General features: G+C 70.5%; 20 protein-coding genes. 4 read left to right on the forward strand and 16 right to left on the reverse strand.

The genetic code is table 11. From position 1 onward, the window contains the following. From AB0B90_RS01415 to AB0B90_RS01445, 7 genes are all read right to left on the reverse strand, one after another. The gene (locus tag AB0B90_RS01415) at nt 1-1,281 is read right to left on the reverse strand and encodes a thymidine phosphorylase (RefSeq protein ID WP_362920200.1); all 1,281 of its coding nucleotides are present in this window, start codon (nt 1,279-1,281) and stop codon (nt 1-3) included. A gap of 2 nt (nt 1,282-1,283) precedes the next feature. Further along, on the reverse strand, nt 1,284-1,748 hold the full coding sequence (locus AB0B90_RS01420) for a cytidine deaminase (protein WP_350943461.1): 465 nt from the start codon (nt 1,746-1,748) through the stop codon (nt 1,284-1,286). Between the two features lie 48 nt (nt 1,749-1,796). After that, the gene (locus AB0B90_RS01425; RefSeq protein ID WP_362920202.1) at nt 1,797-3,080 is read right to left on the reverse strand and encodes an ABC transporter permease; all 1,284 of its coding nucleotides are present in this window, start codon (nt 3,078-3,080) and stop codon (nt 1,797-1,799) included. Continuing rightward, nucleotides 3,077-4,225: an ABC transporter permease gene (locus tag AB0B90_RS01430; RefSeq protein ID WP_350943457.1), complete on the reverse strand. Its 1,149-nt coding sequence runs from the start codon at nt 4,223-4,225 to the stop codon at nt 3,077-3,079. Before AB0B90_RS01430 ends, AB0B90_RS01425 begins: the two co-directional genes overlap by 4 nt. Before the next feature lie 118 nt (nt 4,226-4,343). Continuing rightward, nucleotides 4,344-5,867 (reverse strand): ABC transporter ATP-binding protein, encoded by a 1,524-nt coding sequence (locus AB0B90_RS01435; RefSeq protein ID WP_350943571.1) that lies wholly within the window; start codon nt 5,865-5,867, stop codon nt 4,344-4,346. A gap of 122 nt (nt 5,868-5,989) precedes the next feature. After that, entirely contained in the window at nt 5,990-7,069 is a 1,080-nt protein-coding gene (locus tag AB0B90_RS01440; protein WP_350943455.1) for a BMP family ABC transporter substrate-binding protein, read from the reverse strand. 300 nt (nt 7,070-7,369) lie between these two features. Then, the gene (locus AB0B90_RS01445) at nt 7,370-8,611 is read right to left on the reverse strand and encodes a M20 family metallopeptidase (protein ID WP_350943454.1); all 1,242 of its coding nucleotides are present in this window, start codon (nt 8,609-8,611) and stop codon (nt 7,370-7,372) included. A 537-nt stretch (nt 8,612-9,148) separates the two neighbouring features. Between AB0B90_RS01445 and AB0B90_RS01450 the strand changes: the two genes are divergently transcribed. Further along, entirely contained in the window at nt 9,149-10,564 is a 1,416-nt protein-coding gene (locus tag AB0B90_RS01450) for a peptide ligase PGM1-related protein (RefSeq protein ID WP_350943453.1), read from the forward strand. Here the strand turns inward: AB0B90_RS01450 and AB0B90_RS01455 are convergent. Then, nucleotides 10,523-10,741 (reverse strand): SCO4848 family membrane protein, encoded by a 219-nt coding sequence (locus AB0B90_RS01455; protein ID WP_350943452.1) that lies wholly within the window; start codon nt 10,739-10,741, stop codon nt 10,523-10,525. The genes AB0B90_RS01450 and AB0B90_RS01455 overlap by 42 nt on opposite strands. 87 nt (nt 10,742-10,828) lie before the next feature. Here AB0B90_RS01455 and AB0B90_RS01460 point away from each other — a divergent pair, with 87 nt between their 5' ends. Next, nucleotides 10,829-12,037, forward strand: a complete 1,209-nt coding sequence (locus AB0B90_RS01460) for a D-alanyl-D-alanine carboxypeptidase (RefSeq protein WP_362920205.1) — start codon at nt 10,829-10,831, stop codon at nt 12,035-12,037. Nucleotides 12,038-12,270: 233 nt separating this feature from the next. On the opposite strand, the gene AB0B90_RS01465 is transcribed toward AB0B90_RS01460, so the two are convergent. The 5 genes from AB0B90_RS01465 to AB0B90_RS01485 all read right to left on the reverse strand — a co-directional run bounded on the left by AB0B90_RS01465 (nt 12,271) and on the right by AB0B90_RS01485 (nt 17,345). After that, complete coding sequence (locus AB0B90_RS01465; RefSeq protein ID WP_362920207.1) at nt 12,271-13,452, reverse strand: hypothetical protein; 1,182 nt, start codon at nt 13,450-13,452, stop codon at nt 12,271-12,273. After that, nucleotides 13,449-13,802, reverse strand: a complete 354-nt coding sequence (locus AB0B90_RS01470; protein ID WP_362896185.1) for a PadR family transcriptional regulator — start codon at nt 13,800-13,802, stop codon at nt 13,449-13,451. The genes AB0B90_RS01465 and AB0B90_RS01470 overlap by 4 nt, the downstream gene beginning before the upstream one ends. Before the next feature lie 64 nt (nt 13,803-13,866). Further along, nucleotides 13,867-14,799, reverse strand: a complete 933-nt coding sequence (locus tag AB0B90_RS01475) for a YihY/virulence factor BrkB family protein (protein WP_350943448.1) — start codon at nt 14,797-14,799, stop codon at nt 13,867-13,869. A gap of 182 nt (nt 14,800-14,981) precedes the next feature. Further along, nucleotides 14,982-15,986, reverse strand: coding sequence for a tryptophan--tRNA ligase (gene trpS, locus AB0B90_RS01480; RefSeq protein WP_362502675.1), 1,005 nt, complete (start codon nt 15,984-15,986; stop codon nt 14,982-14,984). A gap of 45 nt (nt 15,987-16,031) precedes the next feature. Next, on the reverse strand, nt 16,032-17,345 hold the full coding sequence (locus tag AB0B90_RS01485) for a hemolysin family protein (protein ID WP_362920209.1): 1,314 nt from the start codon (nt 17,343-17,345) through the stop codon (nt 16,032-16,034). A gap of 122 nt (nt 17,346-17,467) precedes the next feature. On the opposite strand from AB0B90_RS01485, the gene galE reads away from it, so the two are divergent. Continuing rightward, nucleotides 17,468-18,427, forward strand: a complete 960-nt coding sequence (galE, locus tag AB0B90_RS01490) for a UDP-glucose 4-epimerase GalE (RefSeq protein ID WP_350943445.1) — start codon at nt 17,468-17,470, stop codon at nt 18,425-18,427. Nucleotides 18,428-18,501: 74 nt separating this feature from the next. Here the strand turns inward: galE and AB0B90_RS01495 are convergent, their stop codons facing one another. The 3 genes from AB0B90_RS01495 to AB0B90_RS01505 all read right to left on the reverse strand — a co-directional run bounded on the left by AB0B90_RS01495 (nt 18,502) and on the right by AB0B90_RS01505 (nt 23,358). Beyond that, nucleotides 18,502-19,350, reverse strand: coding sequence for a hypothetical protein (locus AB0B90_RS01495; RefSeq protein WP_350943444.1), 849 nt, complete (start codon nt 19,348-19,350; stop codon nt 18,502-18,504). Between the two features lie 268 nt (nt 19,351-19,618). Further along, a complete protein-coding gene (locus tag AB0B90_RS01500) occupies nt 19,619-20,596 on the reverse strand; it encodes a malate dehydrogenase (protein ID WP_350943443.1) in 978 nt (325 codons plus the stop codon). Nucleotides 20,597-20,889: 293 nt separating this feature from the next. Continuing rightward, nucleotides 20,890-23,358, reverse strand: a complete 2,469-nt coding sequence (locus tag AB0B90_RS01505; protein WP_362920213.1) for a transporter substrate-binding domain-containing protein — start codon at nt 23,356-23,358, stop codon at nt 20,890-20,892. 245 nt (nt 23,359-23,603) lie between these two features. On the opposite strand from AB0B90_RS01505, the gene AB0B90_RS01510 reads away from it, so the two are divergent. Then, nucleotides 23,604-25,205, forward strand: coding sequence for a hypothetical protein (locus tag AB0B90_RS01510; RefSeq protein WP_350943441.1), 1,602 nt, complete (start codon nt 23,604-23,606; stop codon nt 25,203-25,205). The last annotated feature ends 73 nt before the right edge of the window (nt 25,206-25,278 follow it).

Genomic DNA, 25,278 nt, shown 5'->3' on the forward strand with positions numbered 1-25,278 from the left:
TCAGGCGGTGATGCGGTCGATCACCAGCGGCAGCAGGCCGGGGCCGGTGGTCTCGCCGACGGTGTAGGCGCCTTCGAGGGCGGCGAGCGCCCGCGCGAAGCGCGAGGTCTCGTCGGCGTGCAACGTCATCAGCGGCTGCCCCTCGCGGACCGGGTCCCCGGGCTTGGCGTGCAGCACGATGCCCGCGCCGAACGACACCGGGTCCTCCTTGCGCTCCCGGCCCGCGCCGAGCCGCCAGGCCGCCAGGCCCACGCCGTACGCGTCGAGCCGGGACAGCACGCCCGAGGAGGGAGCGGTGATCTCCATGGTCTCGGCGGCCCTGGGCAGCGGGGCGTCGGGGGCGCCGCCCTGCGCGGTGATCATCCGGCGCCAGACGTCCATCGCCGAACCGTCCGCGAGGGCGGTCTCGGGGTCCTTGCCGCCGGAGATGCCCGCGGCCTGGAGCATCTCCCGCGCCAGCCGTACGGTCAGCTCGACCACGTCGGCGGGCCCGCCTCCGGCGAGCACCTCCACCGACTCGGCGACCTCCAGGGCGTTGCCCACCGCCAGGCCCAGCGGCCGGTCCATCGCGGTCAGCAGCGCGACCGTCTCGACCCCGGCGTCGGTGCCGAGCTCGACCATGGTCGTGGCCAGCTCGCGGGCCTGCTCCACGTTCTTCATGAAGGCCCCCGAGCCGACCTTCACGTCCAGTACGAGCGCGCCGGTACCCTCCGCGATCTTCTTCGACATGATCGAGGAGGCGATCAGCGGGATCGCCTCGACGGTGCCCGTGACGTCGCGGAGGGCGTAGAGCTTCTTGTCGGCGGGGGCGAGACCGTCGCCCGCCGCGCAGACGACCGCTCCGGCCTTGCCGAGTACGTCGAGCATCTCGTCGTTGGACAGCGACGCCCGCCAGCCGGGGATGGACTCCAGTTTGTCCAGGGTGCCGCCGGTGTGACCGAGTCCCCTGCCGGACAGCTGGGGTACGTATCCCCCGCACGCGGCGACGAGCGGCGCGAGCGGCAGCGTGATCTTGTCGCCGACGCCGCCGGTGGAGTGCTTGTCGGTGGTGGGTCCCGGCAGCGACGACCAGTCCATCCTCGCCCCGGAACGGATCATGGCCTGGGTCCACTCGGCGATCTCCCGCCGGTTCATGCCGTTGAGCAGGATCGCCATCGCGAGCGCGGACATCTGCTCGTCGGCGACGACGCCCTTGGTGTAGGCGTCGATCACCCAGTCGATCTGCTCGGCCGACAGCTCCCTGCCGTCCCGCTTGGTGACGATGACGTCGATGGCGTCCATGTTCAGGCTCCCCGGCTCAGGTCGTGGGGCCCGAAGGCGTAGGGCAGGATCTCCGCCATCGGCTTCGGGCCGTCGATGGTCTCCAGCAGCAGTTCGGGGCCGCCGAACTCGTACAGCAGCTGGCGGCACCTGCCGCACGGCATGAGGAGCTCCTCGTGCCCGTCGACGCAGGTGAACGCGACGAGACGGCCGCCGCCGGTGGCCTGGAGCGAGGAGACCAGCCCGCACTCGGCGCACAGCCCGATGCCGTAGGAGGCGTTCTCGACATTGCAGCCGGACACGATCCGCCCGTCGTCCACCAGCGCGGCGGCGCCGACGGGGAACTTGGAGTAGGGGGCGTAGGCGTGCCCCATCGCCCGTACGGCCTCGGCCTTCAGCGCCGCCCAGTCGATGCCCTGCCCGCCGCCCGGCTCAGTGTCCGGAATGCCCTGCTCACCGGTCGGGCCGGTGTTCGGTTCGCTGCTCATCTCGGTGCCCATCGAATCAGATCCGCTCGTGAGGTGCGCGTGTCACGATCACTTACTCTGTCCCCTGCGATACGTCAGGCCGATCGCGGCGGGCGCGCGGAGCCGCTGCGCCGCCAGCGAGAGCACCAGCAGCGTGGTGATGTGCGGGGTGGCGGAGGTGAACTCCGAGGGAACGCTGTCGGTCAGCGCGAACACGACGAACACGGCGACCGCCGCGACCCCGGTGATCAGCGCGGCCCGCGTCCGGTTCTGCCGTACGAGCTGGTAGACGGCGACCCCGACGAGCAGGATCGTCACCACGAGCAGCAGCGCGTGCACCGACTCGCCGCCCCTGCGCAGCTGGAGCGCGTCGGTGTAGCCGAACAGTACGGCGCCGCCGGCCAGCCCGCCCGGCCGCCAGTTACCGAAGATCATGGCGGCGAGGCCGATGAAGCCGCGCCCGCCGGTCTGCCCCTCGCGGTAGGCGCTCGCGGCCACCTGCGACAGGAACGCGCCGCCCAGGCCCGCCAGGGCTCCGGAGACGAGCACCGCGATGTACTTGTAGGTGTAGACGTTCACGCCCAGCGACTCGGCGGCCACCGGGCTCTCCCCGCAGGAGCGCAGGCGCAGGCCGAACGCGGTGCGCCACAGCAGGTAGTACGAGAGCGGGACGAGCAGGATCGCCAGGATCGTGAGCAGCGAGACGTTCGTGGTCAGGCCACGCAGGATGCCCGCCACGTCCGAAAGCAGGAACCACTGTTTGGCCTCCAGTGCCCTGAGCGGGTCCCCGATCCGGTCCCACGGCAGGCTCACCATCTCGGGCTTGGGCACCGGGGGCGACTGGGAGTCGCCGCCGCCCGGCATCTCGGCGAAGGTGACCTTGGACAGGAACTGGGTGACGCCCTGCCCCAGGATGGTGATCGCGACACCGGAGATGATGTGGTCGACGCCGAAGGTCACGGTGGCGATCGCGTGCAGCAGGCCGCCCAGGGCCCCGCCGATCGCGCCCGCGACGACGCCCGCCCACGGGTTGCCGAACTGGATCGCGCCCCAGGCTCCGCACCAGGTGCCCAGGATCATCATGCCTTCGAGGCCGATGTTGACCACTCCGGCCCGCTCGGCCCACAGACCGCCCAGACCGGCCAGGCCGATGGGGATGGCGAGCGCGACGGAGGCGTTGATCGCGCCCGCGGAGGTGAGGTCGACGGCGCCGGTGACGGTCCGCGTGAACGAGAGCAGCAGGACGAGCGCGCCGAGGGCGAGCAGCAGGACCCGCCAGGTGACCCTGAAGCGGGCGGGGGCCTTCGGCTCCAGGAAGGGAGCCTCCGGCGTGGTGAGGGCGCCCTGGCTCATGCCGGCGTTCCTTCCCTGGTCGGGGTGGCGTCCGCCAGCTGGCGGCTCACCCGGCGCTGCTCGGCGGAGATCTGGTAGCGGTGGACCAGCTCGTAGGCGATGATCACCGAGAGCACGATCGTGCCCTGCATGATGGTGACGATGTCCGGGGAGATCTTCTGGATCTGCAGGATGCCCGCCGAGGTGTTGAGGAAGGCCCACAGCAGGGCGCCGAACGCGATGCCGACCGGGTGGTTGCGGCCGAGCAGCGCGATCGCGATGCCGGTGAAGCCGAGGCCGGGGGGAAAGTCCAGGCTGTAGCTGTAGGAGGCGCCGAGCAGCTGCGGCATGCCGACCAGGCCCGCCACCCCGCCGGACAGGATCATCGAGATGAGGATCATCCGCTTGACGTTCACGCCGCTCGCCACCGCGGCCGACTCCGAGCGGCCGGTGGCGCGCAGGTTGAAGCCGAAGCGGGTCCGGTTGATCACCACGTGGTAGAGGACGCCCATCACGACCGACAGGATGATCAGGCCGAACACCTTCGTCTGGGTGCCGGAGATGATCGCCAGGCCGGGCACCTGACCTGAGGGGCCGATCGGGCTGGTTCCGATGTTGTTGCTGCCCGCGACCTCGACCGCGAGGCGCTCCTTGTTGAGCAGCCAGGCGCCGAGCGAGGTGGCGATCGCGTTCAGCATGATCGTGGAGATGACCTCGCTCACCCCGCGCCGCACCTTGAGCAGAGCGGCGATCGAGGCCCATCCGGCGCCGACCAGCACCGCGACGAAGATGATCAGCGCGACGTGCAGCGGGGCGGGCAGGGTGACCGCGCCGCCGACGGCCGCGGCGGTGAGCGCCGCGAGGCGGTACTGGCCGTCGACACCGATGTTGAAGAGGTTCATCCTGAACCCGATCGCCACCGCGAGCGCGGACAGGTAGAAGTAGGTCGCGGCGTTCAGGGTGAGCGCGATCGAGCGCGGCCGGATGCCGTACTCGCCCATGCTGACCAGCGTGTCGAGCGGCGGGGCGCCGATGATCGAGAGAATGACCATGGTGATCGCCGCGGCGAACGCGATGGCGACGAGCGGGGCGGCGAGCGAGAGCAGCCCCGCCGGGGAGACCCTGCCGAGCAGCCGGTCGGCGAAGGTGGACTTTTCCCGGCTCATCCGCGCGTCCCGGGGTGCGTGTGCGCCGTCTGGGTGTTCGTGCCGCGCGTCCCGGAGGGCGTGTGCGTCTGGGGGTTCATACCGCGCGCTCCCGGGGGCGTGTGCGCTACGTGGGTGTTCATGCCGCCTCTCCAGCACCCGTCATGGCCGAACCGAGCCGCTCGGGTGTCACGTCCTTGGGATCCACCTCGGCGACGATCCGGCCGCGCAGGATCACCTTGAGGGTGTCCGACAGGCCGATGAGCTCGTCGAGGTCGGCCGAGATCAGCAGGACCGCGAGGCCCGCGGCGCGCGCCGCGCGCAGGTGGTCCCAGATCGCGGCCTGGGCGCCCACGTCGACGCCGCGCGTCGGGTGGGAGGCGATCAGGAAGACGGGCTCCCCGCTCATCTCCCGGCCGACGATCAGCTTCTGCTGGTTGCCGCCGGACAGGGCCGAGGCGTCCACGTCGATGCCCGGGGTACGGACGTCGTACGCCTCGACGATGCGCCGGGTGTCCTCGCGCGCTCCCGCGCGGTCGATCCAGGAGCCCTTCACGTTGGGTCGCCGCGTCTGGTGTCCGAGGATCCGGTTCTCCCAGAGCGGGGCCTCAAGCAGCAGGCCGTGCCGGTGGCGGTCCTCGGGGATGTAGCCGATGCCGGCCTCGCGGCGGCGCAGCGTCGTCCAGCCGGAGATGTCGTGCTCGCCGAGGCGGATCTCGCCGTCGGCCGGGCGCATGCCCATGATCGCCTCGACCAGCTCGGCCTGGCCGTTGCCCTCGACCCCGGCGATGCCGAGCACCTCGCCCCTGCGGATCTCGAAGCCGACGTCGTCCACGACGCGGCGGCCGTCGGCGGACAGGACGGTGAGGTCGCGCACCGACAGCGCCACCGTGTCGGTGACGGTGGACTCGCGGGTCTCCGGGCTGGGCAGCTCGCTGCCGACCATCAGCTCGGCGAGCTGCCTCGCGGTCACGTCCTTGGGGTCCACGCTGGCCACGGTCGTGCCGCGCCGGATGACGGTGATGGCGTCGGCGACCGAGAGCACCTCGTCCAGCTTGTGCGAGATGAAGATGATCGTCAGCCCTTCGCGGACCAGCTCGCGCAGGTTGGCGAAGAGCTCCTTCACCTCCTGCGGCACGAGCACGGCGGTCGGCTCGTCCAGGATGAGGATCCGGGCACCCCGGTAGAGGACCTTCAGGATCTCCACCCGCTGGCGGGCCCCGACGCCCAGGTCCTCGACGGTGACGTCGGGGTCGACGCCGAGGCCGTACGAGTCGGAGATCTCCTTGATCTTTCTTCGCGCGGTGCCGAAGTCGAGGGCGATCCCGCCCTTTCTGGGCTCGCTGCCGAGGACCACGTTCTCCAGGACGGTGAGGTTGTCGGCCAGCATGAAGTGCTGGTGGACCATGCCGATGCCCACGGCGATCGCCTCGCCCGGGGAGCGGAAGCTCACGTCCTCGCCGTTGACGCGGATCTTCCCCTCGTCCGGGCGCTGCATGCCGTACAGGATCTTCATGAGGGTGGACTTGCCCGCGCCGTTCTCGCCGACGACGGCGTGCACGTGGCCCTGTCGCACGGAAAGGGAGATGTCGCGGTTGGCGACGACGCCGGGGAATCGTTTGGTGATGCCCGAGAGTTCGACGGCCGGTGCCGAGGTGCTGATGACGGCCTCCTCCGTACGGATGCCCCGATACGGAACGTGGTGGTGAAAGTGGAACAGATGTTGATCAAGGTAGGACAAAGGGCCCGGGGGAAATGTCCGCCGGGCCCCTCATTAGTACCAGGTCAGGAGGTCTTGTCCGGAACGGTGATCTCGCCGGAGATGATCTTCTGCTTGTACTCGTCGAGCTGGGCCTTGATGTCGTCGACCTGGCCACCGGTGGTGGAGTAGTCGACGCCGTCGGCCTTGAGGTCGTAGATCGTGCTGCCGGCCTTCACCTGGTTGGTGGTGAAGCTCTTCAGGAAGTCGAAGACGGCGACGTCGACCTTCTTCACCATGGAGGTCATGATGACGCTCTGCAGGTCGGCGGCGGCGGTCTTCGCCTGGTCGGAGTCGACGCCGATGGCGAGGCCCTTGGCCGCCTTCGCCGCCTCGAACACGCCGCCACCGGAGCCGCCCGCGGCCTGGTAGACCACGTCGGCGCCCGCGTCGAACATGCCCTCGGCCGCGGTCTTGCCCTTGGCCGGGTCACTGAAGCCGGTGAAGTCCGGCGGCTGGGTGAGGTACTTGACCTCGATCTTCACGTCCGACTTGACGGCCTTGGCGCCCGCGGCGAATCCGGCCTCGAACTTGTTGATCAACGGCACCTGCACGCCGCCGACGAAGCCCACGTGGTTCTTCTTGCTCTTCAGCGCCGCCGCGGCACCGACCAGGAAGGAGCCCTCGTGCTCGGCGAACAGCAGGTTCGAGATGTTGGGAGCCTCGGCCGCCGCGTCGTCGACGATCGCGAACTTGACGTCGGGGAACTCGGTCGCGACCTTCTTCACCGGGTTGGAGTACGCGAACCCCACGGCGATGATCGGGTTGAAGCCGCCGTCGGCGAGCAGGCGGAGCCGCTCCTCCTTGGCCGCCTCGGTCTCGCCGTTACCGGCCTCCAGCTCGCTGACCTCGGCCAGCTTCAGCTCGGTCTTGGCCTTGTCGATGCCCGCCGCCGCGGAGTCGTTGAACGACTGGTCGCCACGCCCGCCGATGTCGTACGCGAGACCGACCTTCGGTCCCGTCGCCGCCGGCGCCTCACTGCTCGCGGCCCCGCTCGGCTGCGCCGACGTGGCCGGTTCCTCGCTTCCACCACACGCGGCAGCTCCCATGAGCATGCTGCCCGCCAGTGCGGTCGCGGCCAGCTTGCCGAATCGGTTCTGAAGCAAGATGGACTCCCTTCGCGTTTCAGTGCACGCGCGAAGAGACGCACGGCAACCCTGCACGGAAGATAGTTGGTCCATCAGGGTTGACCAAACCAACGCATGAGTCCGCAACAGGTCCGTTATCCAGCTCAGGCCACCTTGTGACCCAAAAACCGGACAGGGTTACCTGTCGGTAGCTCCGGACGTCCGCGACGGGCCGACACCTGCGCGTCCGCCCGGGAGCCGATGATCTTCTTCGGGGACCATCGACTGGTTCCTCAGGATATGTCCGGACTTTTCGTCTGACTAGATGTCAGGAACTCGCTACTTGTCGGCGTTCACGGCCATGAGCGTGTCGCCCGCGACGGGGCGCTGCCCCTCCCACAGGGCGGTGAGCGCGGTCGCCGCGAGGAAACGTACCCCGGTGCCGATCGCGCTCTCGTCCACGTCGAAGGTGCCCTGGTGGATGTCGGCCAGGTGCGCCGACCCCGGCTCGCGGGTGCCGAGCCTCGCGAACGCGCCGGGGATGGACTCCAGATACCAGCCGAAGTCCTCACCGCCCAGACTCTGCTCCGTCGGCACGGGGGCACCCTCGCCGAGCACGCCTTCGGCGGCCTCGGCGAGCATCTGCACGCTCACCTTGTCGTTGACCACCGGCGGCACGCCGCGCACGTACTCCATCTCGGCCTCGACGCCGTACGCGCCGGCGACCGACTCGAGCAGCGACTTGATCATGTCGGGGGCCGCGTGCCAGGCCGCCTCGTCCAGGCAGCGCACGGTGCCCTCGGCGACGCCGTCGTCCGGGATGGCGTTGGCCACCGAGCCCGCCTCGACCCGGCCCCAGACCAGGCTGAGCGAGGAACGGGGGTCGATCCGGCGCGAGAGCGCGGCGGGGAGCTCGGTGAGGATCTTGGCGAGCGCGAAGACGAGGTCCGCGGTGAGGTGCGGCCTGGCGGTGTGCCCTCCGGGACCGCTCACCCGGATCGTGACCCTGTCGCAGGCCGAGGTGATCGGACCGACCTTGAGGCCGACCTTGCCGACGTCCAGCCGGGGGTCGCAGTGCAGGCCGAAGATGCGGTCCACACCGCTGATGCCGCCCGAGGCCATCACCTCCAGCGCGCCGCCGGGAAGCTCCTCGGCGGGCTGGAAGATCAGCCGGACCCTGCCGGGCAGCAGACCGGCCTCGGCCTGCTGGGCGAGGAAGAGCGAGGTGCCGAGCAGGATCGTGGTGTGCACGTCGTGCCCGCAGGCGTGACACACGCCGGGGACCGTCGAGCTGTAGGGGACGTCCTTCTCGTCGGGCACGGGCAGCGCGTCGAGGTCGGCCCGCAGCGCCACGGTCGGGCCGTCGCCGCTGCCGACGTCACAGAGCAGGCCGGTGCCGCGCGGCAGCACCGAGGGGACCAGCCCTGCGGCGGTGAGGCGCTCGGCGACGCGCTGCGTCGTGCGGTATTCGGCGAACGCGAGCTCGGGATGCATGTGCAGATCCCGGCGGAAAGCGATGAGCTCCTGCTCACGACCGGCGAGGAACGCGTCGAGCTCTCCCCGCAAATTACGCCCCCGCATTGCACACCGTCCCATCCGCGCCGGCGGGCTCTGGATCCTCGACGCACCGTGCAACTGCCCAGGATCTCGAAACCCATGAGGCAGTCTCGAAAAAAGCGATCGCCGCACCGACGGACCGGAGTGGGGTCTCACGGGCCGCGTCAGCACGGGCTGGTCGGTCACCGACGCGTGAGCGGCAGGCCGGTGCCCCGGGGAAGCCGTCGCGTTGGCGATGACAACGACTTTATCCCTCCTCCCGAGCAGCTCGCCGACATCCAGGCCAAATGTTTTGGCACCCCATGCCCCACTCGTACACCTTCCGACCCGGGATGACCAGGAAAGATAGCCCAAATTGACTATGAGACGATGGTCGTATCGGGGGAGGGCGAGTGCCGGGGGGACGTCACCACCGGACCATTCCCAAACATCGCCGACCTGGCAATTTACGTGACCTCAGGTGCCGGTCATCGAACCCGGCGGAGTGATGTAAACGGGAGGAATGCGTGTTTCACTCCTCACATGATCACTAACATCCCATTCGGGGAGAGGCAGTCGCGTTTGAGCATATTCGAACCGGACGAGGGTACCCTGGTGGTCCTCCCCTCGCTGTCGCTTCCCCAGGATGAGCTGCGCAGGATCACCGGCGCCCTCTCCTACGAGGAGCGGCTGCTGTTTCTCCTCCTCACCCTGAGGAAGCCGAAGGTCGAGGTCGTCTACCTGACCTCGACGCCGGTGGACAGCGCGGTCGTGGACTACTACCTGGGCTTCCTCGACGATCCCGACGAGGCCCGCACCCGCCTGCGGATGATCAGTTTGGATGATCCTGACACGCATCCGCTCACCGAGGCGCTGCTGCGCCGCCCGGACGTGATCGCGCGCATCCGTGCCGCCCTCGGCGACCCCCCGCAGGGCGACGTCCCCTCGGACGCGGGCAGGAACGACAGACCCGCCTGGATGGTGCCGTTCGTGGTGAGCGAGTACGAGGAGCGCCTCGCGGGGATCCTCTCCCTGCCGATCTACGGCCCCGCCACCTCCCTCGCCCACCTGGGTTCCAAGAGCGGCGGGCGCGTGATCGGCGACGAGGCAGGGGTGCCGCTGGTCAGGGGCTTCGGCGACCTGCGCTCGCTGACCGAGGTGGAACACGCCGCCCGCGCGATGAAGCCCGCGAGCAGGCTCATGGTCAAGCTCAACAACAGCTACTCGGGGCTCGGCAACGCCATCGTGACCAAGGACGACCGGCCGCTCGCCTCCTGCCCCACGAGCTTCTCCGCCTCCGACGAGAACTGGACGACGTTCGCCGAGAAGGTCGCCGAGCGGGGAGCGGTGATCGAGGAGTTCATCGAGGACCGGCCGCTGCGCTCCCCCAGCGCGCTGGCCCGGATCACCCCCGGCGGCTCGTACGACGTGGTCGCCACCCACGAGCAGGTCCTCGGCGGCCCCAACGGCGACGTCTACCAGGGCTGTTGCTTCCCCGCCCGGCAGGAGTACCGGGCCGAGCTGGGCGAGTACGCCGAGCGGATCGCCAGGATCCTCGCGGGCCGCGGGGTGGTGGGGCTGTTCGGCATCGACTTCTTCGCCGTCAAGACCGACGGCGGTTACCGGACGCTGATGTGCGAGATCAACCTGCGCATCGGCGGCACCACCCACCCGTTCGGCGCCGCCCTCCTGACCACCGGCGCGTCGTACGATCCGGAAAGCCACACGCTCGTGCACGCGGGCCGGCCGAAGCACTACGTGGCGACGGACAACTGCGCCTCGCCCTCCCTTCGCGGCCGTCTGCCCGGTGAGGTGGTCAAGCTGATCCACGACGAGGGCCTCGGCTTCGACCGCGAGCGCCGCACCGGGAACGTGCTGCACATGCTGGGCGGGGTCACCAAATACGGCAAGCTCGGGTTCACCAGCATCGGCGACTCCGCCGAGGAGGCCGCCGAGCTACACGGAAGGACGCTCGTCACGCTTCGCCAGAGCGCGTAGGCCGATCGCACCGAGCACGATCGCCAGCACGATGTTGACGGCGATCAGGATTCCGTGGACCACGTAGAAGGCCGTCGGATGACCATCCGCCAGGTTGAAGCCAAGGGTGATCCATTCGAAGATCATGAAAGCGGCAAGGCCGATCAGGAAAGCGGCTGTCTTTCGCGTTATTCGCATGGTGTCAGTATTCCGCCGAGTGGTTCGCAGCTGGTCAGGGCACCTGTAACTCCATGCGAACCGGTACGAAGCTACCCTGAGCTCATCATGGGGATCAAACATGTCGCACCCGTCGGGGTGCTGCTCGCGGCGACCGCCCTCCTCGGCGCGCCCGCACAGGCCCGGGTCGCGGACGCACCCGCGGCGGCCGGTTCACCGGACCTGCGCACGGGTGCCGTTCCGGCGGCCGCGCACCACGAGAGGGAGCCGGTCGGCGGCTCCCGGCTCGGGGGGCGAGGTCTCATCCTCCCGGCGGGTGTGAAGGCCCCTCCCAAGACGGCCGCGAAGTCGTACGTGATCGCCGACGCCGAGACCGGTGAGGTGCTGGCCGCCAAGGACGCCCACGGGCGCTACCTTCCCGCGAGCACGCTGAAGGCGCTCACCGCCCTCACCCTCATCCCCAAGCTGGACAAGAAGCTGAAGATCACGCCGAGCAGGCGCGCGGTGAACGAGGAGGGCAGCGCGGTCGGCCTGGTCCCCAAACCGCTCTACACCGTCGAGGACCTGTTCAAGGCGCTGATGCTGGTCTCGGGCAACGACTGCGCGATGGCCCTCGCCGAGGCCAACGGCGGCCTCGCCACGACCCTGGCGGACATGAACGCCGAGGCCAGGCGCCTGCAGGCGTTCGACACGGTGGCCAAGACCCCGAGCGGGCTGGACAAGCCCGGTCAGAGCAGCTCGGCCTACGACCTGGCGCTGATCGCCCGCGCCGGCCTCGCCAACGCCGATTTTCGTCGATATATCAGCACAAAGACCGACAAGTTCCCGGCGCCCAAGGGCTACTACGAGATCGGCAACCACAACAAGCTGCTCTGGCGCTACAAGGGCATGATCGGCGTCAAGAACGGCTGGACCTCCAAGGCCCTGGGCAGCTTCGTCGGCGCGGCGAAGCGCGACGGCCACACCGTCATCGTGTCGATCATGCGGCATGACGGCTACTTCTGGGAGGAGGTCGCCGACCTGCTCGACTGGGGATTCGCCAACCGCGGCAAGGTCGTCCCGGTCGGCCAACTGGTCGACCCGGTCCCCGAGCCCGCCCCGCTGCCCACCGGGCCCGCCGCCTCGGCGCCCCCCGCCGCGGCCCCCGAACTCCCCGCTCCGGTCTCCGCGCAGGACCCGGCCGCGGCCACGAGACCCGCCGACGAGGGAGTCCCCGCCACCTACTACGCCCTCGGCGCCGTGCTGCTCACCGTCCTGCTCGGTGGCCTGACCTGGCTGGCGTACGGCCTGCGCGGACGCTCCCGCCGGGCACGCTGACGAGAGCCCTCAAGAGAGCCCGCACGAGAGCCGGCGCCGCCCGGAGCGACCCGCTCCGGGCGGCGCGCACGATCCCGCGCATCGGAGTCGGCACCGGCGCCTCCACCCCGGCGAACGTCCGCTCCGGGCGGCGCGTGCGACACCGCGCCCCTCGGAGAGATCCGCTCCGGACACGCCTACGCCCCGGAGCGACCCGAGGCGGCACGCACGGCCCCGCCGCGAAGGGCGGCCCTTCACCCCTCGACCGGCCCCCTGCCGCTCCTGGCCGGTGCGGCCGGAAGGATCCTCATCCCCAGGACGACACCCCCGACGACGAGGGCGAGGAGCAGCACCGCCTGGCCGACCATGCCGAGGGTGATGGTCCGGCTTATCCCGTCGGCGAAGCCGAAGTGGTGGCTCAGCCCGACCAGGCGAGCACACAGCGTCGGCAGCGCCAGGATCGCGAGAGCCAGCGGCCACGACGGGGTGCGCCGCGCGGGTGCGTACGCGTGCACGCAGACGTACGCGACGCCGGCCCCCAGGACGAACGCGCTTCTGAGGCCGAGCTCGTCCAGCCACGGCCATACCCAGGCGACGGTCGCGGCGGGAGACGCGATCACCTCGTACAACGCGGCGACGGCGACACCGGCGGCGAGCGGAGGGAGCAGAAGCCACGGTGACCGCCGCGCGGGGCGCGAGTCCCGCTGGAAACCGGCCCACAGGGCCGTCACGGTGACCAGGGGGGCCGGCAGGCCGGCGAGCGCGAGCCCGGGGAAGCCGTTCAGGGACGTCTGGACCAGAATCGGCAGCCCCGCCGCGAGCGCGACAAGCGCCAGCGTTCTGGCCGCGCGGGGGTGACCGAGGAGGAGCGCCGCGAACGGGGCGAACCACAGGGGACCGGTGAGAACCCCCAGGATGTTCGCGAGCCGCTCAGGCGACCCCGCCGGCCCCGCCGCCTGTGCGAGCAGGGGCTCGGCCGTGCCGATCATCCCGTACGCACGCAGGGCGACCACGGCGGTCAGGACGCCGAGGAACGCCTGGAGGCCCAGTCCCAGCAGGGCCGTCAGGCGGACCGTCTCGCCCCACGCGAGGAATCCGGGCTCCGCGCCACCCGCTCCCCCGAGGCGGACCCGGACCGCGAGCACGGCCACGCTGGCGATCTCCGACCAGCGCGGCCGGGGCCCGTCTGCGTCGGAGACGCCGGGCGAGCCCTCCAGGAACACCGAGACCATCTCCTCCTCGCGCTCGGCGCGGTAGGAGGCGGGCAGCAGGCGCAGCCAGTGGCGGTAGCGCCTTTCCAGCAGGCTCGTCGGCGCACCGTCGCCCCCGCTCTCCCCCATGCGAGTTTCCTCGCCCGCTTTCACGTGGGCGTCCCCGCTCTCCCTCACGTGGACGTCCTCGCCCGCTTTCGCATGGGCGTTCTCGTTCTCCCTCACGCGGGGCCTCCCGCGACGGAGGGGCGGCCCTGCCGGGCGCGGAGACGGTCGACGGCGGTCCTCGCGTTCTCCGCGAGCCGGACGGCCTCGGCCTCCAGCGTCCGTGAACCGGAGTCGGTGATCCGGTAGTAACGGCGCAGCCGTCCCTGCTGGACCTCCTCGCGGTCGAGAGCCACCAGCCCGTCGCCCGCCAACCGGTCGAGCACGCCGTAAAGCGTGCCGACCTTGAGCCGAACCCGCCCGCCGGACAGTTCCTCGACCTCCCGCACGATGCCGTAGCCGTGACACGGCTCGGCGACCAGCGCGGTGAGGATGAGAAACGCGGGCTCCGTCATCACTCTCGGAGTCATGCCTGACAACATATATCGGGGAACAAGATATAGCGAGCGGCGGAGCTCGCGGGATTGCGGAGGATCAGGCGCGGAGGGCGGTCGTCGGGACCGGGGTGGGGTCGGGCGGAGGGCCGAGGGACGCGGTGGCGGTCCAGGCGGCGGCGTACATGATCACCCGGGCCGAGAGGTTGAGCCAGACCAGCAGGCCGACGACCACGGCGAACACCCCGTAGACGGGATTGTTCAGGGTGCCGGAAAGGATCAGCACGGCGAGTTGCTTGAGCGCGGCGAAACCGAGCGCGCCGAACAGCGCGCCGCGCAGCAGCACCCGCAACGGCTGCCTGGAGCGGCCCAGCCAGCGCAGGATGACCAGGAAGACGACGACGTCGGTGAGCACGCTCACCGCGAGCCCCGCCAGCCAGATCGTGACGGTGGCCACCGGCGAACCCGCCAGACCGAGCCACCCGGCCACGACCCCGCTCGCCTGGGTGGCGAACCCCCCGATCAGCACCGACAACACCAGCGTGGTGCCGATGAGCAGGAGCGCGGCCAGATCCCTCAGCTTGGCCAGGACGAAGTTGAGCGGCGCCTCGGTCGTCATGAAGATCTCGCGCAACGCGCCGCGCAGCGCGTCGATCGCGCCGAGTCCGGCGTAGAGGAGCCCGAGCAGGCCGATGATCCCGGCACTGGTCCGGGACTCGGCGATCTGCTGGATCGGCAGCTTGTCGGCGAGGCCCGGCAGATACTGGTTGATCGCCGTCTGCAGGGTCACGATGGCGTCGGGCCTGACGGAGAGGAAATAGCCGAAGACCGCGAAGGCGAGCGCGATGATCGGGAAGAACGACAGGAAGGCGAAGTAGCTGACCGCTCCGGCGAGCCGGTCACCGGACTGGATCTGGTAGCGCTGGAAGGTCCTGACCAGATGATCCAGCCAGCGCCACCTGATCCGGGCCGCACCAAACGCCCTCCCGAACCGCTCACGGGCCGATTGGATACGTTCCAGCACGCTTGTCACGTGCGCCCCCTACCCAATCACCGCCGTCCCGATCGTGAACGGCGGCGAAAAAACAGCCGTGCGTACACGAGAGATCACGCAGCGGGCGGGAGGCCGCCCGAACCCGTGCGAAGGAAGGTCGTCGGGGCCGTGTGGAGGCGTCGCGGTCCGGCTGAGAACACCGCCCGGACCGCGACGGAAGATCATGAAGTGGGCAGGAAGCCCACCCGGTCACGCACCTTGGCCATGGTCTCGGCGGCCACCGCGCGGGCCCTGGTCGCCCCGACGGCGAGCATCCGGTCGAGCTCCGCCTCGTTGGCGAGCAGCTTCTCGGTGCGCTCGCGAATCGGGGTGAAGGTGTCGATCACCACCTCGGCCACGTCCTTCTTGAACGTGCCGTACCCCTGCCCGGCGTAGCGCGCCTCCAGCTCGGGGATCGGGACGCCGCTCAGCGCGGACTGGATGCGCAGCAGGTTGGTGACGCCGGGCTTGTTCTCGTCGTCGGCGAGGACCTCGGAGCCGGTGTCGGTGACCGCACGCATGATCTTCTTGCGGAGCGGCCCCGGCTGCTCCAGCAGGTCCAGGATCCCGGTGGGCGAGGAGGAGGACTTCGACATCTTCGCGGTGGGCTCCTGGAGGTCGGTGATCTTCTCGACCCCCTTGACGATGTGCGGGTCCGGCAGCGTGAAGGTCTCGCCGAAGCGGTGGTTGAAGCGCTGCGCGAGGTCGCGGGTGAGCTCCAGGTGCTGCTTCTGGTCGGCGCCGACCGGCACCTGGTTGGCCTGGTAGAGCAGGATGTCGGCCGCCTGCAGGATCGGGTAGGTGAACAGCCCGACACTGGCCGAGCTCTCACCGGCCTTCGCCGCCTTGTCCTTGAACTGGGTCATCCGCCCGGCCTCGCCCATCCCGGTGAGGCAGATCAGCACCCAGGCCAGCTCGGTGTGCTCGCGGACGTGGCTCTGCACGAAGACCGTGGAGCGCTCGGGGTCGAGACCCGCGGCGAAGAGCTGGGCCGCGGCGACCCTGGAGCGCCTGCGCAGCACCTCCGGCTGGTAGTCCACGGTGATCGCGTGCAGGTCGACGACGCAGTAGAACGCGTCGTACCCCTCCTGCATGGCGACGTACTGCCTGATGGCACCGAGGTAGTTTCCCAGGTGGAAGGAGTCTGCGGTCGGCTGGATTCCCGACAGGACACGAGGACTGGCCATAGCAGCCAATTCTGTCAGCTGTCGGGAGTGCTTGGTTCGCGAGGCTCAGCCCTCGGAGGCGGGCGGCGCCTCCTGCCTCGGCGCGCTCCGCTTGATCCTGACCCGGGAGACCCTGCGGCCGTCCATGTCGGTGACCGTGAGGTCGAACCCCGGGATCTCCACCCGATCCCCCAGCGCGGGAAGGTGTCCGAGCGCTCCCATGACGAACCCGCCGAGGGTCTCGTACGGACCGTCGGGCAGTCGGATCCCGGTCTCGGCCGCCACCTCGTCGAGGTTGGCCAGACCGTCGAGCTCGACCTCTCCCGCGGGCAGTGCGACGTGCTCGTCCGCCACGTCGTGCTCGTCGCGGATGTCGCCGATCAGCTCCTCGACGAGGTCCTCCAGGGTGACGATGCCCGCCGTTCCGCCGTACTCGTCGACCACGATCGCCAGGTGGTGCCCCTCCTTGCGCATCTCCGACAGCGTCGCCATCAGCCGCTTGCTGGTGGGGACCAGCTTGACCGGGCGGATCGGCACCAGCTCGCTGATCGGCTCGATGGACCCGGTCAGCACCGGGTCGAGCAGGTCGCGGATGTGGACGAAGCCCACGATGTCATCGTAGGAGTCGCGATAGACGGGAAAGCGGGAGTGCGGCATGGCCGCGGCCAGCACCGCCGCCTCGGCCAGCCGCGTGTCGACGGACATGAACTCCACCTCGGTGCGCGGCAGCATCACCTCGCGCAGCTGCCGCTTGCCCGCCGCGAAGACCTCCCCGATCAGATGGCGCTCGTCGGCGGTGAGTTCGTGGTGACCCACCACCATGTCGCGCAACTCCTCGGTGGAGATCTCCTCGCGGTCGGCACGGGGGTCGCCGCCGAGCAGCTTGACGACCCCGTCGGTGGACTTGGACAGCGTCCAGATGATCGGCCGCGACAGCAGGGCCATCCGGTCGAGGAACGGCGCGACCAGCAGGGAGATCCCCTCGGCGCGCTGCCGGGCGATGCGCTTGGGGACCAGCTCGCCGAGGACGAGCGAGGCGTACGAGATCGCCAGCGTCACCAGCACCAGGGAGAGCGGGGCCGCCACGGCCTCGGGCGTCCCCCAGCCGGTCACCACGGGGATGAGGTCCTGGGCGAGGGTGTCGGCGCCGAAGGCGGCCGAGAGCATGGTCGCCACGGTGACGCCGATCTGCACGGCGGACAGGAAGCGGTTGGGGTCGCGAGCGAGCTTCGCCGCCCTCGCCCCCCTGCGGCCCTGGGTGTCGAGCCGCCTGACCTGGCTCTCCCTGAGGGAGACCATGGCCATCTCGGCCGCGGCGAAGAATCCCCCGATCAGTACGAAGAGCATGACCAAGGCGATGTTCGCCAGGACGCTGTTCACGAGATCGTCTCCGTCATGGCGGTCGCCCGTTCCGGCGGTGGTCGATATTTGATGTGCCAGCATATGCTGGCAACAGACTTACAAAAGTAAACAAGTACAAACATCATCAAACAGGAGGCCCCGTGAAGCTGCTCGTCACCGGAGGCGCCGGATACATCGGCGGCGTCGTGGCGGCGCGACTCGTCGAGGCGGGCCACGAGGTCACCGTGCTGGACGACCTCTCCACCGGCCACGCCGACGCGGTGCCACCGGGCGCCCGTTTCGTCGAAGGGTCGATCACCGAGGCCGCCGGCCTGCTGACCGGCATGGACGGCGTGCTCCACTTCGCGGCGAAGTCCCTCGTCGGCGAGTCGGTGGAACGGCCGGACCTCTACTGGGCGCACAACCTCGGCGGCACCCTCGCCCTGCTCGACGCCATGCGGAGCGCGGGAGTGGGACGGATCGTCTTCTCCTCCACCGCCGCGACGTACGGCGAGCCGGAGCGCTCCCCGATCGAGGAGACCGACCCGACCCGGCCGACCAACCCCTACGGCGCGTCCAAGCTCGCGGTCGACACCGCGCTGAGCGCGTTCGCCGGACTGTACGGCCTGGCCGCGGTGAGCCTGCGCTACTTCAACGTGGGCGGCGCATACACCGCCGCGGACGGCGGCGTCTACCGCGAGCGTCACACCGTGGAGACCCACCTGATCCCCAACGTCCTCGCCGTCGCACTCGGCGGTCGCGAGTCGGTCAGCGTGTTCGGCACGGATTACCCCACTCCCGACGGCACATGCGTGCGCGACTACATCCACGTGGCCGACCTCGCCGAAGCCCACCTGCTGGCACTGGACGCCTGCTCGGCGGGCGAGCACAAGATCTACAACCTGGGCAGCGGGACGGGCTTCTCCGTGCAGGAGGTGCTGTCGGTCTGCCGTGAGGTCACCGGCCACGAGATCCCCGCGGTCGTGCGCGAGCGCCGCGCCGGTGACCCGGCCGTGCTGGTCGCCTCGTCCGCCAAGATCCAGCGTGAGCTCGGCTGGAAGCCCGAGCACCCGTCGATCCGCGACGTCGTCGCCGACGCCTGGGCCGCCCTGCGCGGCTGACACAGCACCCTCGTCTGCCCTCGTCTGCCGCCGTCTGCCGCCGTCCATGGAAACGTGCGGCCGGGCGGCCACGCCTACCTCAAGCGGAGGCGAGCCGTGTTGTTGGCGGGACGGCGGTCGCCCAGCCGAAGAGAGTAGACGGTCGCCTCGGCCCTGGGCGCGTGCGCGCGGGCCACGAAGGCGAGCGTGAAGCTCACCCGCCTGCCCGCGCCGACCGTACGAAGCCTGCACCCGACATAGGCGGGGAGGGAGTCGCAGCGCGCCCCCCTCGCCGACATGAGGCGCGCCCCGCCGGTGTCGAAGAGGACCCCCGCGTCGTGGACGCGCCGCGGTCCCCGGTTGCGCACCACCGCGGCCACGGTCACCAGGCGGCCCGCCCGCGTCGTACGCGCCACCCGCGACAACCGGACCGCCAGATCCGTACCCTCGTCCACCTCGGTCAGCGTCTCGGAGACATTGTCCGTCTCGTCGTCGTCCACGACCTCGGAGGAGATCGTCGCGCTCGCCCTCAGCGGCCCCCTCGCGCCGGACCTCACCAGCCCCGTGATCGTCACCCCACCGGCCTGACCTGCCATGACATCCTTCACCGAGGGGCAGACCACCTCCCCTGCCACCGCGCCGGGACGGCACTCGGCGACGTTCACGCCGATCACCGCCACCTCTTCCGGCAACCGGACGGTGAGCAGCGGAAGCACCGCGTCCCCCGGCCCGTCGTTGCGCACCTCGGCCCGGTAGGTGATCGGCTGCCCCGGCTGCGCGCGCTTCGGGGAGGCCGTGAGCCGAACCGACAGGTCGGCGGCCCCCCAGGTGTCGTCCCCTGGCGAGGCGAACGCTCCCCGAGGTGTCGCGACGAGCGCGAGACAGATCACCCCGGCGACGACCCTCACCGCGGCGTACTCCCTGAACACCGATCCCCCGGCCACAAGTGATCATTGAACGCCGGGTCACGCCGCTCCGCGACGATCGACACGCCGCTTTCTCCCCTCGCCGTCCGCACCGCGAAGGAGCCTCCCGTCTCCGCGCGGGGGAACCTCCCGCCGCCGCGCGGAGAAAGGGCCGGGAACGCGAACGGGGCCCCGGCACGTGCCGGGGCCCCGTTCGCGGGGCGGCTCAGGTCGAAGACCGCGTGACGGGCTCGGACCGGAGAACGTGCAGGTGCTCGGATCGAAAACCGCCTGGCCGCGTGGCCGCTCAGACCAGACCGAGCTCGCGCACCGCGGAACGCTCCTCCTCCAGCTCGCGCACCGTGGCGTCGATGCGCTCGCGCGAGAAGGCGTCGATCTCCAACCCCTGGACGATCTCCCACTTTCCGTCGCGCGAGGCGACGGGGAAGGACGAGATGAGCCCCTCGGGAACGCCGTACGAGCCGTCGGAGGGGATCGCCGCCGAGGTCCAGTCGGTGCCGTTGACCCAGTCGAAGACGTGGTCGATCGCCGCGTTGGCGGCGGAGGCGGCCGAGGACGCGCCCCGGGCCTCGATGATCGCGGCGCCGCGCTTGGCGACGGTGGGGATGAAGGTGTCACGCAGCCAGGCGTCGTCGACCAGCTCAGCGGCGATCTTGCCGCCGACCTCGGTGTGGAAGAGGTCGGGGTACTGAGTGGCCGAGTGGTTGCCCCAGACGGTCATCTTCCTGATCTCGGAGACCGGGACCTGGAGCTTGGCGGCGAGCTGGGAGATCGCGCGGTTGTGGTCGAGACGCATCATCGCGCTGAAGCGCTCGGCCGGGACGTCCGGGGCGTGCTGCTGGGCGATGAGCGCGTTGGTGTTGGCCGGGTTGCCGACCACCAGCACGCGGATGTCGTCCGCCGCGTTGTCGTTGATCGCCTTGCCCTGCGGGCCGAAGATGCCGCCGTTGGCCTGGAGGAGGTCACCGCGCTCCATGCCCTTGCTGCGGGGACGGGCCCCGACCAGCAGCGCGATGTTGGCGCCGCTGAACGCCACGTTCGGGTCGTCGGTGACCTCGATGCCGCTGAGCAGCGGGAACGCGCAGTCGTCGAGCTCCATCGCGGTGCCCTCCGCGGCCTTCACGGCCTGCGGGATCTCCAGGAGGCTCAGCTTGACCGGGACGTCAGCGCCCAGCAACTGGCCCGAGGCGATGCGGAAAAGCAACGCGTAGCCGATCTGACCGGCGGCGCCGGTGACGGTGACCTTTACGGGAGTCTGGGCCATGACCTTCCCCCACTCGAAGGATGAATTGTGACGCTCGGATGCTACCCGTCCACCGCGGACGACCGTCCGGCGAGTGCCCTGATCGGCCCTCCGAGCGGCAGGACCGGTGCGACGAACGCCCCGCCGACCGTGGGTGAGAGCACCTCCGTACGTCCATCCACCGATGGACGCCGGTGGACGCCGGTGTCCACCGGTGGACCGCCGGCCCGTCTCCGGACGTCGGCCGAATGTCACGACCGGGTGACCGGCTCCCTCCGGGTCCGGTTTCCCCGGCGAGGTCGTGTGACGGCGCGTCAGGAGCAGGGGGCCATGGTGGGGAGGTTGTTCTCCCGCTCAGGGAACTCGACCTTGGAGAAGTGCTTGTCGAGCAGCTTACGGACCGTGCCGCTCCGGTAGAGGTCGGCGATCGCCCCCCTGACGGCCTCGCAGGCGCGCACGTCGCCCCTCTTGAGCGCCACCGCGTAGCGCTCGTCGGTGAGCTTCAGGCCGAGCAGCTTGTAGCGGATGCTCTCCCGGTTGCCGAAACCGGCGAGCAGCAGGTCGTCACCGGGGATCGCGTCGACCTCGTCGGCGGCCAGCTTGTTGACGCAGTCGGAGTAGGTCTTCGCGGGAACCAGCGTGAGCCGCTCCACCGCGCCCTGCAGGACCGCCACGGCCGCGCTGAAGTCCGGCTGGCACATCCGGCTGCCCTCCAGGCCCTTCACGGTCACGATCGGCGAGCCGTCCTTGACGAGGGCGTCGACGTGGGCGAGGTAGTACGGCCCCGCGAAGGTGACGTCGTCGGTGTCGTTGATCGAGTACGTGGCCAGGACGAGGTCGACGTCACCGTTCGCCAACAGTTTCGGCCGGTCGGGACGGGCGGTGGCCCGGAAGGTGACGCCGCTCTCCGGCACCCCCAGCGCCTTGGCGATCTCAAGGGCGAGGTCGACCTCGAAGCCGCTCCACCTGCCCTGGTTCTTCAGCGCGATGCCGGGCAGGGAGTCGCGCAGGCCGATGACGAGTTTGCCGGTCTTGGCGGCCTTGTCCGCCACGGAGGTGAACGCCGTCGGGACCGGTTCCTCCGGCCCGCCCTTGTCGACGGGCCTCGGCCACCACCGGTAGGCGGCGACCGCCCCGGCGGCGAGCAGCAGCACGGCCACCGCGGCGGCGATCCAGCGCCTCCCACGCGGGCGGCGCGGCGTCTTCTGCGTCTTCGGTGTCCCGTCGGAGATCGTGGCCGCCTGCCAGCTGGGCGGCGGCACCTCCCCGGCGTACCCCACGTACCCGGGAGACCCCGGAGACGGGGACCGGTCCCAGTGGTCGGGAGACGGCGGGCGGTCCCGGTGGTCGGGAGAGGCCGGATGGTCGTGACGGCCCGAGGAGCGGTGCTCCTGCGGGCGGTGGTCCGGGAGGCGCCGCTCCGAAGGATACGACTCGGGAGCGCGGTGGCCGGGGAAGGACGGATACTCCGGGGGATACGACTCGGGAGCGCGGTGGTCCGGGAGGGACGGGTACTCCGGGGATGTGGGGACGTGTGAGGGCCCGCCGTGGTCGGTGGGTGCGCGGCGCTCGTCCTGGCCGGCCCCGGTCCGGCTTCCCTGCCCCGGGTGAGTCCCTCCGCTCTGATCGCCGTGGCCGGGGTGGGTACGCCGGTCGTGGGCGGGATGCCGGACCTGGAACCCCGTGGACGGGAGAGGCGGGTCGTTCGGGAGACCGCCCGTCCTGGGGTTCGGAGTCCGCATGGGGCTGGTGGCGTCGTCGTCACGGCCCTGACCGCCGACGTCGCGGGCGTACCCCCGCTCACGGCCCTGCCCGTCGGAAAGGCCCTGCCCATGGGAACGGCCCTGGTCACCGCTTCGGTCACCGCTCTGGTCACGGTCCTGGGTACGAGACCGAGGCTCGTCGCGGGAGGACTTGGGGACGGCGACCTGGGCGCCCTGGGTGAGGATCGCGGGCGAGGCGTTCGCCGTCTCGGGATGGCCGAGCAGCCGGAGCAGGAGCTGGTCGGCCGAGGGTCGCATGGCGGGCGACTTGGCCAGCGCCGAACCGACCACGCCGCGCAGCGGCTCCGGCAGCATGCCGAGGTCGATCTCGTGGTTGAGGATGCGGTTGAGCACCACCGCGATCGAGCCGCCCGCGAAGACGGTCTCGCCGGTCGCGGCGAACGCGATGGTCGCCCCCCAGGCGAAGACGTCGGTGTGCGGCCCGACGTCGGCGCCGGAGATCTGCTCGGGCGCCATGTAGGCGGGGGTGCCGATGGCCCGGCTGGTGATCGTTCCGGTGGAGTCGAGGATGCGGGCGATCCCGAAGTCGACGACCCTCGGGCCGTCGGCGGCGATGAGCACGTTGTCGGGCTTGAAGTCGCGGTGCACGATCGCGGCGTGGTGGATCGCGGTGAGCGCGGTGGCCGTGCCGATCGCCAGCCGCTGCAGCGGGGCGCCCCTGAGGGGGCCGTCGGTCTCCACGACCTCGCGCAGCGACCTGCCCTCGATGTACTCGCTCGCGATGTAGGGGGTGTCGCCTTCGAGGTCGGCGTCCATCACGCCCGCCGTGCAGAACGAGGCGACCCGCTGGGCCGCCCTCGCCTCCCTGGCGAACCGGGATCTCGCGATGGCGTCGCCGGAGAACTTCACGTGCAGCAACTTGATCGCCGCCCGCTCCCCCGCGGCGTTGATCCCGAGGTAGACGACGCCCTGCCCGCCCTCGCCGACCCGCCCGACAACGCGGAACGGCCCGAGCTGGCGCGGCTCTCCCGCTTCCAGTGGCGCGATATCCGGCATCATCGTCCCCACGGTCTCGTAATCTTCGACGTGGCAAACTTTACGGCGCCATGACCCGCCCTCTCCCGCTGTTATCCCGACGTGACCTCATATTCCCTCCGGGAACGACCGGCCTTCCGGTCGTGTCACGCCGAGAAACAACGGGCATCCCACCCGCCCAATTTCCGACATTAACCCCAATCTGGCGCTCCAGCCGCTTAGATCGCTACCGTTGTACGTCCCTCAGGCAAGCCGGAGCAAAAACTTCCATGCGCCGATATATCGGTTATCGCGAGTTCGTACAGCGCGATCAGCGTTCCCTCGTCGGCACCGCCCTTCTCCTCACCGGCAGCCACGAGCAGGCCATCCGCCTCACCCTGCGTTCCTTCCACACCGTCGCCCTCTCCTGGCCGCCGCCGCTGTGGGAGAACCCCACCACGCACGCCCAGATCGCGCTCTACCGCCGCTTCCTCCAGCGGCCGAGCGCGGCGGGGCCGACGGCGCTGGTACGGATCCCGCCCCGGCAGCGGCTTCTCGTGGTCGCCTGCCTGCACGACGGCAGGTCCCGCGCGGAGATGGCCTCCCTTCTCGGGCTGCCGGAGAAGACCGTGGAGGCGGAGATCGCCGAGGCGGTCGACACCCTCACCAAGGGCAGTGAGAGCCGCCTGATCACCAGGATGGCCAACGCCGCGGGTGAGGCCTCCGTCCCCGATCTCTCCGCCCGGTCCATGCGCACGCTCAGGCGGCGCCGCGCCAGGGGGGTCCTGCTCACCGTGGCCGCCGCGCTCGTCCCGGTCGGACTGGTCGCCGCCTTCATCGTGCTCCAGCAGGGCGAGGTGTGGAACTCGGCGCTGGGCGAGCGCAACCAGGCCCGCGCGGCACAGGAGCCCGTACGGGCGGTCTCCAGCCCCGAGCCCGACGGCCGGGAGCCGGACGGTTCCACGCCCGACGGCCGGGAACAGGCCGGCGGGGAACCCGGCGGCGCCCCGGCGCCGTGGCAGGCTCCGCGGACCTCCTCGGTGATCCGCTACGCGGTCCCCGCACCGTGTCCCGAGGGCGACGCCGCACCCCCGGCGCGGGCCGGAGACGTCACCTGCGCGGGCTGGACGCTGACACTGGCTCCCGGCGGCCCCGAGAGCCCCGCTCCCGGCCCCAACGCCTGCGAGGGCCGGAAACCCTGCGAGTCGACGCTGAGCGTCCCCGACGCCGCCCAGCGCCTCGCACACGGGGACGAGGGGGAGCGCCCCCGGCTCGTCCCCGCCGTCAGCCGCGACGGGCGCCGCATCGCCTACCTCAGCGCGGCGGAGCGCCGCTACGTCGCCCATGACCTCGGCAGCGGCGTGAAGCGTCATCTGTCGCCGGTCCTCGTCCCCGCCGACACCGAGAACGGCACCGCGGTGAGCGTCTCCCCCAACGGCCGCCACTTCACCGTCACCCTCGGCGAACGGCGTCTGCGCACCGACTTCACGACCGGCGTCCTGACATCCCTGCCCGCGGAACAGGTGTCCCCGGCGGAGAAGATCTCCCCCTGGCTCCGGGAGCGGTACGGGACCTGGTCGGACTCCCCCAGCGGGAGATACTCCGCCGCGATCGTCACCGGGAAGGGCGAGAAGCCTCACCGGCTCCACATCGTCGACGCCACATCACGAGATGTCTTCAAACGGCTCCCGCTTCCCGAGGTGAAGCGGCCCGCCGAGGCCGAGGTCGTGAGCTGGCTGAACAACCGCGAGGTGGTCGTGAGGATGAGCGCGAAGGCGGGAGGCGACCTCCTCGGCTTCTTCCGCGTGGACGCCGTCAACGGACGGGCGCACCGCGTACCCGGCCTCCCGGCCGACGCCTCGCTCGTCCTGGGGGCCGCGACGGCGTCGTGACCGGCCCCCCTGTGCCGGGCCATGGCCGCAACGGGAAAAGGGCCGCCGTGGGGCGGCCCTTTTCTGCGGGTCC

This window comes from Streptosporangium sp. NPDC049078, assembly GCF_040648855.1.
GTDB lineage: Bacteria > Actinomycetota > Actinomycetes > Streptosporangiales > Streptosporangiaceae > Streptosporangium.

Bases quoted from the DNA above. Each gene is read 5' to 3' on its own strand.
- AB0B90_RS01415 (WP_362920200.1), bottom strand. From the start codon at position 1,281: ATGGACGCCATCGACGTCATCGTCACCAAGCGGGACGGCAGGGAGCTG.
- AB0B90_RS01420 (WP_350943461.1), bottom strand. From the start codon at position 1,748: ATGAGCAGCGAACCGAACACCGGCCCGACCGGTGAGCAGGGCATTCCG.
- AB0B90_RS01425 (WP_362920202.1), bottom strand. From the start codon at position 3,080: ATGAGCCAGGGCGCCCTCACCACGCCGGAGGCTCCCTTCCTGGAGCCG.
- AB0B90_RS01430 (WP_350943457.1), bottom strand. From the start codon at position 4,225: ATGAGCCGGGAAAAGTCCACCTTCGCCGACCGGCTGCTCGGCAGGGTC.
- AB0B90_RS01445 (WP_350943454.1), bottom strand. From the start codon at position 8,611: ATGCGGGGGCGTAATTTGCGGGGAGAGCTCGACGCGTTCCTCGCCGGT.
- AB0B90_RS01455 (WP_350943452.1), bottom strand. From the start codon at position 10,741: ATGCGAATAACGCGAAAGACAGCCGCTTTCCTGATCGGCCTTGCCGCT.
- AB0B90_RS01460 (WP_362920205.1), top strand. From the start codon at position 10,829: ATGGGGATCAAACATGTCGCACCCGTCGGGGTGCTGCTCGCGGCGACC.
- AB0B90_RS01470 (WP_362896185.1), bottom strand. From the start codon at position 13,802: ATGACTCCGAGAGTGATGACGGAGCCCGCGTTTCTCATCCTCACCGCG.
- trpS (WP_362502675.1), bottom strand. From the start codon at position 15,986: ATGGCCAGTCCTCGTGTCCTGTCGGGAATCCAGCCGACCGCAGACTCC.
- AB0B90_RS01500 (WP_350943443.1), bottom strand. From the start codon at position 20,596: ATGGCCCAGACTCCCGTAAAGGTCACCGTCACCGGCGCCGCCGGTCAG.
- AB0B90_RS01505 (WP_362920213.1), bottom strand. From the start codon at position 23,358: ATGATGCCGGATATCGCGCCACTGGAAGCGGGAGAGCCGCGCCAGCTC.
- AB0B90_RS01510 (WP_350943441.1), top strand. From the start codon at position 23,604: ATGCGCCGATATATCGGTTATCGCGAGTTCGTACAGCGCGATCAGCGT.